13 protein-coding genes are annotated in these 13,050 nt (G+C 44.4%); 4 read left to right on the top strand and 9 right to left on the bottom strand.

The genetic code is table 11. From position 1 onward, the window contains the following. Positions 1–13: 13 nt before the first annotated feature. Together DDR33_RS00865 and DDR33_RS00860 are read right to left on the bottom strand one after the other, a co-directional pair. On the bottom strand, positions 14–928 hold the full coding sequence (locus DDR33_RS00865; protein WP_109413870.1) for a helix-turn-helix domain-containing protein: 915 nt from the start codon (positions 926–928) through the stop codon (positions 14–16). A 67-nt stretch (positions 929–995) separates the two neighbouring features. After that, complete coding sequence (locus DDR33_RS00860) at positions 996–1,838, bottom strand: SDR family oxidoreductase (RefSeq protein WP_109413869.1); 843 nt, start codon at positions 1,836–1,838, stop codon at positions 996–998. Between the two features lie 520 nt (positions 1,839–2,358). Between DDR33_RS00860 and mgtE the strand changes: the two genes are divergently transcribed. The 4 genes from mgtE (at position 2,359) to DDR33_RS00840 (ending at position 6,394) form a co-directional block, all read left to right on the top strand. Beyond that, on the top strand, positions 2,359–3,738 hold the full coding sequence (gene mgtE / locus DDR33_RS00855; protein WP_109413868.1) for a magnesium transporter: 1,380 nt from the start codon (positions 2,359–2,361) through the stop codon (positions 3,736–3,738). Between the two features lie 114 nt (positions 3,739–3,852). Next, positions 3,853–4,257: a VOC family protein gene (locus tag DDR33_RS00850; protein ID WP_109413867.1), complete on the top strand. Its 405-nt coding sequence runs from the start codon at positions 3,853–3,855 to the stop codon at positions 4,255–4,257. 17 nt (positions 4,258–4,274) lie between these two features. Further along, entirely contained in the window at positions 4,275–5,165 is an 891-nt protein-coding gene (locus DDR33_RS00845) for an NAD(P)-dependent oxidoreductase (protein ID WP_109413866.1), read from the top strand. Between the two features lie 107 nt (positions 5,166–5,272). Beyond that, positions 5,273–6,394, top strand: coding sequence for an MBL fold metallo-hydrolase (locus tag DDR33_RS00840; RefSeq protein ID WP_109413865.1), 1,122 nt, complete (start codon positions 5,273–5,275; stop codon positions 6,392–6,394). A 14-nt stretch (positions 6,395–6,408) separates the two neighbouring features. On the opposite strand, the gene DDR33_RS25670 is transcribed toward DDR33_RS00840, so the two are convergent. The 7 genes from DDR33_RS25670 to DDR33_RS00810 all read right to left on the bottom strand — a co-directional run bounded on the left by DDR33_RS25670 (position 6,409) and on the right by DDR33_RS00810 (position 12,662). After that, the gene (locus tag DDR33_RS25670; protein WP_158280605.1) at positions 6,409–6,585 is read right to left on the bottom strand and encodes a hypothetical protein; all 177 of its coding nucleotides are present in this window, start codon (positions 6,583–6,585) and stop codon (positions 6,409–6,411) included. A 53-nt stretch (positions 6,586–6,638) separates the two neighbouring features. Continuing rightward, on the bottom strand, positions 6,639–8,894 hold the full coding sequence (locus DDR33_RS00835; RefSeq protein ID WP_109413864.1) for a GH92 family glycosyl hydrolase: 2,256 nt from the start codon (positions 8,892–8,894) through the stop codon (positions 6,639–6,641). Between the two features lie 207 nt (positions 8,895–9,101). Beyond that, positions 9,102–9,707: a class I SAM-dependent methyltransferase gene (locus tag DDR33_RS00830; protein WP_109413863.1), complete on the bottom strand. Its 606-nt coding sequence runs from the start codon at positions 9,705–9,707 to the stop codon at positions 9,102–9,104. A 71-nt stretch (positions 9,708–9,778) separates the two neighbouring features. Continuing rightward, positions 9,779–10,234 (bottom strand): lipocalin family protein, encoded by a 456-nt coding sequence (locus DDR33_RS00825; RefSeq protein ID WP_109413862.1) that lies wholly within the window; start codon positions 10,232–10,234, stop codon positions 9,779–9,781. A 79-nt stretch (positions 10,235–10,313) separates the two neighbouring features. Next, positions 10,314–10,835, bottom strand: coding sequence for a DinB family protein (locus DDR33_RS00820; RefSeq protein ID WP_109413861.1), 522 nt, complete (start codon positions 10,833–10,835; stop codon positions 10,314–10,316). 125 nt (positions 10,836–10,960) lie between these two features. After that, positions 10,961–11,884 (bottom strand): helix-turn-helix domain-containing protein, encoded by a 924-nt coding sequence (locus DDR33_RS00815; protein WP_109413860.1) that lies wholly within the window; start codon positions 11,882–11,884, stop codon positions 10,961–10,963. A gap of 37 nt (positions 11,885–11,921) precedes the next feature. Then, positions 11,922–12,662 (bottom strand): SDR family oxidoreductase, encoded by a 741-nt coding sequence (locus DDR33_RS00810; protein ID WP_109413859.1) that lies wholly within the window; start codon positions 12,660–12,662, stop codon positions 11,922–11,924. Positions 12,663–13,050 lie beyond the last annotated feature (388 nt).

Below are 13,050 nucleotides of genomic sequence, written 5' to 3'. Positions count from 1 at the left end.
AGGTATCACAGGATTAATTATAAGCAGCACGGAATTCAAGTGGTGTCTGGTTTGTTTTGGTCTTAAACAACTTGCTGAAAGACTGCGAATGTTCAAATCCCAGGGCATAAGCGATCTCCGATACTGATAAAGTAGTGGCAGAGAGCTTTTCTTTCGCTTTTTCGATCAGCTTGTCATGGATAAAGTGCTGTGTGCTCTGGCCAGTCAGTACCTTCAGTAAATTGCTCAGGTAATTAGGTGAAATGTTCAGTTTCCCCGCAACAAACTGGACAGTCGGCAAGCCCTTATCGATCAGGTCTTCACCGGCAAAATATTCATTCAAAAGTAATTCCAGCTTGTCAAGGATCTGGTGATTGGTAATTTTACGTGTAAGGAACTGCCGGTTATAATACCGGTCGGCATAGATCAGTAAATATTCCAGTTGGTTGATAATGAGTGACTGGCTGTACTTATCCATATTAGATTGGTATTCTTTTTCGATGTTCCCGAGGATTTCAGCGATCACTCTTTCTTCTTTTTCCGAAAGGAACAAAGCCTCATTCACTTTATAATGGAAAAAATCATAATGGGCGATGCTTTTGGCCAAAGGCGTATTCCAAAGGAAATCCGGGTGAAGCAGGAGGAGCCAGCCAGATTGCTCTATTTTAACATCCGGGTTGATCTCCACCTGCAGCAATTGCCGGGGTGCAAAAAAGGAAAGAACACCAGAATTGAAATCATAAGGCTGCTGCCCGTAATTAAACTTAATGTTGACATTCCGCTTAAGGCCGATTATGTAAAAATCCTGCATCCATTTGAGCTCATGAACGCCTTGGGGGTACTTAACCTTGCTGTAGTCTATCACGCTGATTAAGGGGTGTTCCGGTTGCGGAAGACTATAGTATGTATGGAGGTCCCCGAGCGACCGGAAGTGAAATGTCGTATTCATAAATCTAATTTATGGATTTCTTTACAAAAGGCGATCATTTAACTATTGAGTAGAAATACAGATTAGATTACTCAGAGATCGCAGTAGAAATAGCCAGTTCCCTATTCTCCTCCAGGGCTTGTTCGACGACTTTTATCTTTCCCCTCACAAATTCTTCTGCGCCTACGCCCATGAAGAAATGAACGGGAGGGTTTTCCTGCTTGCTTAATTCAATCAGTACTTTTGCCGCTTTTTCCGGATCATTAGGCTGATTTCCGTTGATGTCGTTTACATGTGCCGCTTCAACTTCCCGGGCATTCGCGTAGGCTGCAATAGGATTTGCAGGTAGCATGGCTGAGTCTTTCTCCAGGAAATTAGTCCTGAAGTAAGCAGGATAAATCAGCGTAGTGTGGATGCCAAAAGGCTTCATCTCTTCCGCCAGTGCCTCCGTGAATCCGGCCATGGCAAATTTGGTGGAACAGTAAATTCCAAAGGCGGGGAAATCGCCCGCGATACCTCCGATTGAGGCTATATTAAAGATATGCCCCGACTGTTGCTGCCGCAAATGAGGTGCAACATGCCGGATCACATTCAGGGCGCCGAATACATTGACATCAAAGTTTCTCCTTACTTCTTCATCTGATAGTTCCTCCACTGTACCGATCTGGCTGTACCCGGCATTGTTTACCATAACGTCAATGCGTCCGAACCTTTCAATTACTTTTCCAACGGTTTGTTTTACATCTTCGTCCCCAGTCACGTCCATGGTTAAAGGAAGAAAATTTTCATGATCTCCGATAGAATCAACAAGCGCCTGCTTGTTTCTCGAGGTGGCGGCAACCAGGTATCCTTCCGATAATAATTCCCGGACAAAGCTTAAGCCCAATCCCTTTGATGCTCCAGTGATAAACCATACTTTTTTTGTGTCCATCTTTTTGAGTTTTAGTGTTTGAAAATTAACAATACAAAGATGGCAGGTTGCCGATGCGCCCTTGTAACCGATTCTAAGAATGTTGTAGTGAAATCTAAGATGTTAATATCCTGAAGTGCTATAGTAACTTTAATATATAATATCTACCTTTGCGCCAGATTAAAAGCTGGCAGCAATGCCGCTTAACCGCTAAAAAAACATCGGTTTTGCATTTATTCAGCTTTAATTTAAAACAGCAACAGTATAATTTATGGATTCCGGTCCCCATTGTAGTTCATCATTTTTAAAATAATTCCGCCGGGTACTAAGGTTATCCCCGGCCGGAGGAGACGTAGTACTATGATTTTTTTACTTTTAAAAACCCTGAGATTTCATTCATCATTCTGCCATATCAAAAGCAGAATCAACGAATCCTTTATCCGTATCCGCCAGTATTATTAAGTGAGTTTCCTGCTTTTCCCGGTATGGGATAACATGTTGAATTAACCCAGTTCAGGCAACCTGTTAATTGCATTTTGGCATGAAACTCATTACACAATTCACTAATCAGCTATTTAGCGGTGATATAAAGAAATATTTCTCAAGAAATACAGAAGAGCAGATCTACCCTTCAGATGTTGCTTCAATCCTTAACACAATTCCGCTGGAAAATGCGCTCGCGACTTTCACCTCGTTCAGTCTGGCCCGTAAGGCCCGCATCTTTCCCTTTATAGAGCGTTTTAACCAAAAAGATTTCTTCTCCAGCCTCCCCGAGGAACAAAAAAGTATTTTGTTGAACAACCTGGTATCGACAGATCGTGTATCATTCCTGTCTTCTCTGAAGGACCCTGATTTTTCTGCAGTTGCCAGGTATCTCAATGAAAAGAATCGCCGCGAAGCCGAAAACCTGCTTACTTATCCCAAGGACTCGGTTCTGCGGCTGGTAAATACAGACTTCATTACTCTTAAAAGCAATATGAGTATTGAAGAGGCTATCCGGTATCTTCAGGAAAATCAGCCGGATAATGAAAATGCTAATGTCGTTTATGTAGTTGACGAACGCGGTAAGCTGGTGGACGACATGCCTATTCGCAAGCTGATCCTTTATCCTGAATCCAGGCATCTCTATGAGATCATGGATTACAATTGTATAACCCTGGGCTTGAACGACACGACTGAAGATGCAGCCGTTACATTTAAAAAATATGACCGTGTGTCTTTACCGGTAGTGGGGCCTGACGGTATCTTAATGGGAGTGGTAACCGTGGATGATGTAATGGACGCATCGGAAGAGGAAGATACCCGCGATATGCAAATGTTCGGAGGAATGGAGTCCCTGGAATTTCCGTACGTTAAAACCCCCCTTTTGCAGCTGGTTCAGAAACGCGCAGGATGGCTCGTCATTCTTTTTCTGAGCGAGATGCTTACCGCTACTGCCATGGGATATTTCGAGGCTGAAATTGCTAAAGCTGTAGTCCTCGCCCTGTTTGTTCCCCTTGTGATATCGAGCGGAGGAAACAGCGGATCGCAGGCAGCTACTCTGATCATCCGTGCTATGGCGGTACGGGAACTTACTGTGCGCGACTGGTGGTATGTCATGCGGCGGGAGGTACAGTCGGGACTCCTTCTGGGTCTGACTCTCGGCATTCTGGGTGCCATCCGGATATCCCTCTGGCAATATCTTGGCTGGTATAATTATGGGGAACACTGGTTGCTCTTAGCTATTACTATCCTTTTTTCGCTTGTTGGGATTGTTCTATGGGGAACATTCAGCGGTTCAATGATCCCGATCATTCTGAAAAAAGTAAAGCTTGACCCGGCAACTTCCTCCGCACCTTTTGTTGCGACGCTGGTTGACGTCACCGGGCTGGTGATCTATTTCACCATTGCAGCATTCATCCTGAGAGGTACCCTGTTATAGCAGCAGGCAGTGCATCAGGCCTGTTATGTGATAAGTTTAAGAGGGAACCTGCATAAACAGATTTGATAATCTCCTGAAATAAACGGAAATTACTCCCTTGCAACACTCCAAAATATGAAAAAAGTAACAGGCCTGGGCGGCGTATTTTTTAAATGCGATAATCCGCAGCAAATGAACGACTGGTATGCCAAAAATCTTGGACTGACCACCAGCGAATATGGGACGACCTTTGAGTGGCGGGATGCAGAAGATCCCGCAAAAAAAGGATCCACATCCTGGTGTACCTTTCCCGGGGATACAGAATATTTCAAGCCTTCTGAAAAGCCGTTTATGATTAACTACCGCGTGGAAGATCTTACGGCTTTGGTGGACGAATTAAAGTTGAACAACGTAACCATTATTGATGAGATTGCTGAGTACGACTATGGTAAATTTGTTCATATCCTGGATCCCGAAGGAAACATTGTTGAGCTCTGGGAACCAAAAGATGACTTGGAACCGACCAATACGGAGAGTTAAATTGTGATCATTGAACCATGAAAACAAAAGTAGGATTTATCGGCCTGGGAAACCTGGGTACACCGATAGCACAAAACCTGATTGAAGCGGGCTATCACCTGCAGGTATATAACCGGACCTCTTCTAAGCTGGAGGCACTTGATCAGAATTCTATTACAAGGTGCTCTTCGCCGGCAGAATCTGCTGATGGGGTAGCATTTATTGTAACCGTTTTATCCGATGATAAGGCTGTGAAGGAAATACTCACGAACGAAAATGGTATATTGAAGACACTGCCGGAAGGTGCCGTTCACATTTCTGTCAGTACCATTTTGCCTGAAACTGCAAAAGAGCTGGATGTCCTTCATCGCGCTGCAGGCAGTCACTATTTAACGTCGCCCGTGTTCGGAAGGCCCGAGGCCGCCGCTGCGAAAAAACTATGGGTGTGTCTTTCCGGTCCTGAAGAAATAAAAGAAGCAGCCAGGCCCCTGCTGGAGAGTATCAGCCAGGGGATTATAGACTTTGGCGAAGAGGCTGGTGCGGCTAATGTAGTAAAGCTTACCGGTAACTTCATGATACAGGCATCTATGGAAATGATGGCGGAAGCGTATACCCTGGCCGAGAAATACCAGGTAGACCGTACTAAGGTGGCCGACTTCTTTGGTTCAACACTTTTTAATTCACCTATCTTTAAGACCTACGGAAAGATGATCGCTGAGAAAGACTATTCACAGGTAGGATTTACAGCTCAGCTTGGCTATAAAGATGCAAAGCTGGTTTTCAGTATGTCTCAGCAAAGCCAGACACCTATGCCCTTCATCTCCGCTATACATAACAGGCTGTTATCGGCACTCGCAAAGGGATGGAATCAGCGTGATTGGGTAGAAGCAATAAGCCGCGGTGTTACAGATGATGCAGGTGTTGAATAATATGCTGCGTGCACTGACCGGGCAGAATGCGCAGCAGCATATCCCTGCCATTTATCTCCATTTGAATTCAGGAGGTCTTTAACTGAATATAAAAGAAAGATAACAAGATGAAATCAGTAAAGCGGGCAGCGATAATCCTTTCGGGTGTTATATCGTTGCTGGCAGTCATAATATTTTTCTATATGCGTCACCCACAATTCGGAAAAGCACCAGCTGGCAAGCGGCTGGAACTATTAAAGAAATCCGCCCATTACAAAGATGGTAAGTTTCAAAACGCCCATTTTACACCTACTGTAACCGAAGGTTATTCTATGTCCGGGGTGATATTCGACTTCATTTTCAGGAAGTTTCCCCGCACCAGGCCAGCAGGCAGTATTCCTTCCGTAAAAACGGATTTAAAGAATTTGCCGCCATCCGATAATGTATTGGTATGGTTTGGCCACTCTTCTTACTTTATCCAGCTCGATGGAAAGCGTTTCCTGGTTGATCCCGTTTTCAGCGGCAATGCCTCACCCATCCCGAATTCCAACAGATCATTTAAAGGGACCGATGTTTATTCGGCAGAGGACATGCCCGAAATAGATTTTCTGCTCATCACGCATGATCATTACGATCATTTAGACTACCCGACTGTAATGAAGCTAAAGCCTAAAATCAAGCAGATCGTTTGTGGTTTGGGTGTGGGTGAACATTTTGAATACTGGAAATTCGAGAGTTCAAAAATTATCGAGAAAGATTGGAACGAAAGTGTTGTTCTGGATGATAACATCACGCTTCATACCGCACCAGCACGGCATTTTTCAGGCAGAAGTTTTACCAGGAATAACACACTATGGCTTTCGTTCATATTGCAGACGCCCGGTTTGAAACTATATTTGGGAGGCGATAGCGGTTATGATACGCATTTTGCCGAAATCGGGAAGAGGTTCGGCGGGTTTGATCTGGCGCTCCTGGATAACGGTCAGTATAATCTGGCCTGGCAGGCTATTCATATGTTGCCCCGGGAAGGATTACAGGCAGCAAAGGATCTGCATACGAAACGGTTGTTTCCGGTGCACTCCTCGAAGTTTAAGCTGGCCAATCACCCCTGGGACGAGCCTCTCCGGACCATCACTGAGCTGAATGAAAAGGAACACCATATCCCCTTAGTGACGCCCAGGATCGGAGAAATTGTCAGGTTGAATGATAGCACTCAAACATTTACCAAATGGTGGGAACATGTAAAGTAAAGTCCGGCTGTGTTTTATATCCTGGATAAAAGTTTGAATACCAGAGCAACAAGGGCAAGAAATACAAGAGTCATACCAACCCCCAAAGTGTAATTGCCCATAACACCTCCCACATGCATTACTTTAAAAAAAATGCCGGTAGCTAAAAGAATAACACCAAGTAAAAAAGTGTAGGGAAGAGATTTTTTCATTATAAAGGTTTTAATGGAACTGTTTAAATTATATTCTGCAAATATAGATAATCCTAGGGCATTTTAAACGATGGAGGAATGGCATCCGCCCCGGTCGCCCAGGATTTATTCGGGTGCTTACCCATAGTCAGCTCCAGCACCCCGCCCCTCATTAAGTCCTCATGACTGAACCATGATTTATTCCAGGGCTTTCCGTTAAGTGTAGCGCTTTGAATATATTTATGATCAGGGGAATAGTTTTTACAGTTTACGGCGAACGTTTTACCGTTACCCAACTTCAGAACTGCCTTTTCGAAAACAGGACTGCCAATTACATACATAGGCAGGCCGGGAGTAACCGGATAAAATCCTATATGCGAAAATACGACAAAAGAAGTAAGGCCTCCGCCGTCTTCGTCACCCGGGATTCCCATCAGGTCGTTCCTGAACCACTGATTGAGCAGATTGCGTACCCTTTTCTGGGTGCGCCAGGGTTGTCCTGCATAATTATACAGATAAGGGATATGCATAGCCGGTTCGTTGCCCATTGCAAACTGGCCAACATTACCTGTGTGATCAGCATAAATATGATAGAAGTCGGGGCGGCCCTTTCCGAGCGGAGTACTGAACATGTCTTCCAGTGCAGCCACAAAAGCCTCATTTCCACCTGTAAGGCTGATCAGATCGGCAATATTATGTTGTACATCAAAGCGGTAAACGTATCCTGTATTTTCGTCATAAGCGTCCCTTCCGCCAATTCCCGGAGGAAACCGGTAATCAAGATCCGGCATAAAATTGCCTAGAGAGTCTTTGGGATGGAAAAAGCGGGTAGCCGGGTTAAAAATTTTGCGGTAGTTTTTACTGCGTTCCGAAAAATAGCCTGCTTCCTTTTTGTTCCCGATGGCATCTGCTATTTTAGAAAGGCACCACTCATCATATACCGTTCCGAGGGTAACAGCAACAGGCTGCCTGCGTTCCCAGCCATGTACTTCCGGTACTGTTTCTTTTTCTCCCGGGGCCAGTGAAGGGAAATAACCATTATTTTTATAAAACCTGTCAAGTACGCCAGCCGGTTTGGATGACCAGGGTGCTAACGTTTTTTCCGTGATGGCAGCTTTCGTCACCTTATAGGCTTCCTCCAGATTGAAACCTTTCAGGCCTTTGCTGTATGCATCTGCTACCATTGCTGCAGCATGGTTAGAATTCATTCTGCGGCTGTCGCCTGTGACTTCAGGAAAGTTAGGCATCCAGGCACGTGGCATCTGCTCAGTCATGGTGACATATGAATGGATCATATTACTTTCCATTTGCGGCTCTATGATCGTTCTGAGAGGATGTGTTGCCCTGTAGGTATCCCATATCCAGTCGTCGGTGTAAAAGGTCTTTCCTCCATCGGCATGCACCTTACCATCGTAGGCGCTGAAATAGCGGCCGTCCTCAGAGATAGAGATCATGCGCTCATAAGTGCGGTAAAGGGAAGTATAAAACACCGCTTTGGCATCCTCATCAACCCCGCTAACGCTGATCTTGCCGAGGGTTTGATTCCATATATCACGTCCCTGTCTTGAAACGGCGTCGAGATCGTAGTCCTTTATTTCCCTTCTCAGGTTTTTTTCTGCCTGTTCTGCACTGATGAAAGAAACTCCATATCGCACTTTTATATTCGAAGTATTTTCAGGGAAGCGGATAATATAATATGCATTGCGTCCTTTTGTAGAATTCTCTTCTTCCGCGATCTTTGAGCCCTTATGTGTTCCTATTGCCTGAGGACGTTTGTCGGTCTCCAGGTAAATATAGACTTTCGTGTTGTTGTCAAGTTTCTGATACCCGCTTACACTGGTCGCCGTTTTAGTCAGTTCTCCGTTGCCGGTGTTCAAAACAAGATAAGCCGGCTTTTTGGTGTCTGAGAAGCTGAGCTCATAGATGCCCGACTGATGTGAAGGAGCGTATTTTACCGAGATGTTCAGTTCATCAAGATCAGTACTATAGAAATAAGGCTTAATCACCTCGTTATCATAACTTAAAGGAATCACGTTTTTAATAGCATCAACCGCACCCTGATACGGACTTAAATTGAATGCAGAACTTCCCCGGTGACTCGTAATAATCAATGGAAGACCATCAAGCATATTTCCTGTATAGTTTTCTCTTTCCGGGTACACTCTTAATAAGCTATTGGGCAAATGTATCGTGGGATAAGTCGGAACCAGCATATGGCTGATGTTACCGATATACGGGTTTACATAGTCTACCGGTTCTTTGTCTGGTTGAGCAAGTAAGGCCGATAACGTGAGGGATAACAGGGCGGCTAAAACGTTTTTCCTTCTCATATGACAAATGTAAAAAAATAATATTCCCGTGGGAAATAAATGCGGACTGAAGCCCACGACATTTCATAAGCAAAAATCACACTTTTTCAATATTGACGAGGGGCATCTTTCCCGCTGTCCGCATTTGCAATCCCTGGATTTTTCATCGCTATTGCTTCGATAATTCTTTGCCCGTAAAGCGACGAACGAGCGGAGTAATAGCCGGGCTTAAATTCTCTGCGCCATCCAAATCGTTGCATTGCCGCAATCCGGATCATTCTCAATATGCTTTAGAATTTTAAAGCTATGCCTGGCTAATAAGATCTCATACTCTTTTGTATCAAGAGAAGCGTGAAATACGCTTTCACCACCCATTGTACCCCATGCCTCTCCTCTCTCTGTTCCCGAAGTGAAAAGTAAAATGCCCCTGGGATTTATATGTTCCTCAAATATTTTAAACATGGCAGGCTGATCGTCTGCCGGCAGATGGAAAAAGCTATGCCATGCAATGATCGCATCAAAAGTCTTCTTTAAATGCAGGGCTCTCATATCTGCTAAAATAAGTTCGGCAGCAGGAAAGTTTGCTTTGGCAATTTCGAGCACCTTACTACTCGCATCCACGCCGGTGACATCGAAGTTTTTGCTGAGCAGATATTCAAGGATGGGCTTTCCTGTTCCGCAGCCCAGATCGAGTACCTGCGCACCAGCAGGCAGGTACTCGATCAATTGGTCGAGGTGTTTTTTTTCTGCCAGTTCCCCGTTCCTGTTTTCAGAATACCAGCCGGCAATCTTGTTATAAACCTTGTAAACGTTGTTTCTTTCACCGCTTTCCATAAACGAATGTTTTTGACCGGTTCTCCTTTCGTGTAAATTTTGAAATCCTGGCTTATATTCTCCTACTATAATTAATGGGTATTTGTTACCCTGATAAATACTGCGTTTGTTTTAACAGGAGCATCGGCCGGGTACGAAATATAGTTCAATGACAAGACATTGTCCTTGATTTTAAAAGTGCATTTATCATACACATCATTATCGTCTAGTGCGAGTGCATCTGACTGTCCGTTGACTTTTGTTGTCTGTTTGGCAACGTGTACTTTTAAGCTGTCACCCTTAACACTATAGGTGCCGGAAATGATAGTAGCCGATTCAGTGCTATTTTTGTAGGTTGAGGAAAAAGTTCCGTCGCTATGAAATTCTAAATAGTTGATTAATGACGCGTGAATGGAAGACTCCATCCATGTCCCTTCAATTTCTTTAATGGGATCCTTCTCTGTTTTGTCTTTAGAACAACTCATTAAAATGGCGGAGGTCAGAAAAGCTGCAGCAGATACGCGGAGAGTTCGGGTGAAATGTATCATATAGCTTATGGTTTTCTGTCAGTACGTAAAGAGGTATATACAACGCTACAAGCGGATCGGTTTTTGAATCATGTAACTGTCATTCCTGATCATCATTGTCCCGTATCTTACTGATGATCCCTTTTAGCTGATAGTTATGACGGAGAGTGTGGACCCTTACAAAGTTCAGCCACTCTTGCCTGGTTAAAGGCCCCGCGCCGGGAAATTCAAAATCAAGACAGGTCAGCGTCATGTCCGCATCGCTTTTGGCATAATCTGTTATTGCAGAGACTTGTTGCCGGAGGCTGTTCATGAGTGTATCTTTTTTGATGTGTCCTTCCTGCGGCAGGATAAAGTCGGGTGATTGCATCTTTGTATCAAAGTTGAGAAACGCCTCGCTGACCGGTGCTATATACAACCCGGGGTCTCTTTCAGTGGGGGCGGTCTGGCCGGTTAAGCATCCCGCAACATTGTAAGATTGATTCAGGTGGTCGGTCACCTGGCCTGCTGTCCAGCTTCCGGGATATGGAACGGTATTCAGTTCTTCTTCGCTAAGTGACGACAGCATAGCTATCAGATTTTCGAATGCTTCTTCTAATGTGGAGGATGGTGTCTTTTGCATGGCGATCTTTTTTGATTTAACAAAAGTAGGATACGTTGTGGAGAGCAACAGCGGGTGATTGCGACATTTGTTTGGGTCAAATGGGACAAAATTTGAGAGTTTAGTTCCCCAATAGGTGAATGTTTTTACTGATCAGTAAATGATTGTCTGAACGCTGCGGGAGACAATCCTGTTTTCTGTTTAAAAAGTTTATTGAATGACTGAGGATGCTCAAACCCCAGCCTATAGGCGATCTCTGCCGTAGTGAGTTGCCTGGTACATAACAGCTCTTTAGCCTCGTCTATCAGACGTAGATGGATATGTTGCTGGGTGGTTTTGCCCGTCAGCGCTTTCAGCATGTCGGATAGATAACGGGGGGATACTTTCAGATAATCCGCTATTTCCTGGGGGGAAGGGAGTCTGGACGCTAATGTTGTTCCGTTATGGAGCCGTTGTGATAAGTAGATATGCATTTTGTCTATCTGATCATTATTTACGGTCTTCCTGGTTAAAAATTGCCTGTTGTAAAAACGGTCGCTGTGGTTAAGCAGCAGATCAATCTGGGAAACCAGTACGCCCTGGCTAAACTGATCGATATTATTCTCAAGTTCGGCAGCAATGGCATCAAATAGCCCGCTGATCACTAGTTTTTCTTTATCGGATAAAAACAGGGCTTCGGATACGGCATAAGAAAAGAATCCGTAATGATGAATGGTACTGGCCAGGGGATAACCTCTGATGAGATCGGGGTGGAAGAATAAGGCGTAGCCTTCGTAAGATTCCTCATCTTCGGGTATCGCTACCAGCTGATTGGGAGCCAGAAAGGCCATGCCGCCTTCAGCGAAATCATAATACCCCGGTCCGTATTTAACTTTGCCCTTAAAGCTTGTTTTGAAACTTATTTTGTAAAAATCTATAATCACGCCGCGGCCCGCATCAGAGGGGGATATTTTCGCCTGATCGTAATTGATCAGGCTGATCAGGGGATGTTTCGGCCGGGGAAGTCCCAGTCTGCGCATTAATTCAGAAATGCTGTTAAAAACGAGAGGCTGCTGACTATCGGATATCATAGGTGTTGGAAATAACGTAAGTTACGAAAAAAGCCGGTTAGTCCTGTGCAGATGGCCGGATAACAATATCACCGACGTCAACATTGTCGGACTGTTCAATTGCAAAAGCGACTGCTTCTGCAATTGCTTCTGCCGGTATAGCAATCTCGCGGGCTTTTTCCTGAATGGTGCTTCTTAAATGTTCGTTTTTCATGCTGTCTGCAAAGGGTGTTTTGACGAAGCCCGGCGATATTCCTGTCACGCGCCATCGGCCTTCTGATTCCTGCCTGAGTGCTTCACTAACTGTGCGTACCGCGTTTTTGGTGGCTGCATAAACGCCCATCGTGGGGGTGATCTTTATTCCCGCAGTTGAAATGATATTGATGACATGCCCCGATCCCTGTCTCTTAAACAGAGGAAGAGCGGCAGCTATTCCGTATAGTACGCCCTTGAAGTTGATGTCGATCATCTCTTCCCATCCTGCGACATCGAGCTCTTCCAGGTTGGAAAGCTGGCTCACTCCTGCGTTGTTGATCATTACGTCGAGGCGGCCAAAATGTGTCTCAGCCAGAGTTGCGAGGTTTTCTGTATCTTCTCTTTGTCTAACATCCGTCTTCAGCCAGGTTACTTCTCCACCTGCATCGCTGATCCGTTTTGCCAGCTCCTCCAGTTTATCTTCGCGTCGTGCTCCTAATACTAGCTTTGCGCCCCTCGCTGACAGTAACTCTGCAATTGCTTCTCCAATGCCGCTGCTGGCACCGGTAACGGCTACCACCTTGTCTTTAATCCCGTTTCTCATGTTATTAATTTTAAAACAAAAATAGCTGGGGACGAAGAAAATGCTGTAGCCAAAACTGTCAATGGTGTAGCCGGAATGGGTAAACTGTATTTTACCGTGAAAGGCTGGTTTGTTTTTTTGTGAAGATTGTTTTGTTGTGGTTTGTTGTTGATTTGTGCAGTTTTTTGATTTGTTTAATGTTTTCTTTTTGGTTTTAATCTGATATTTGTGTGATTTTTTATAAAATTTAATACCTTTTGTTGATAAAAATTAATAAAAAACAATTAATATATAAGAATTTCTAAACAATGTCCCTCTTTACCTTTACAAAGGTGCTGCTTACCGGTGTCACCCGTTTTTATTTTCTTTTTTACTTAAACAATATGTCTCATGCAAGTTTTAAGGCTGA

This window comes from Pararcticibacter amylolyticus, from assembly GCF_003130405.1.
GTDB lineage: Bacteria > Bacteroidota > Bacteroidia > Sphingobacteriales > Sphingobacteriaceae > Arcticibacter > Arcticibacter amylolyticus.
The sequence above is the reverse complement of the archived record's forward strand: the minus strand, read 5'-3'. Positions and strand labels throughout refer to the sequence as shown.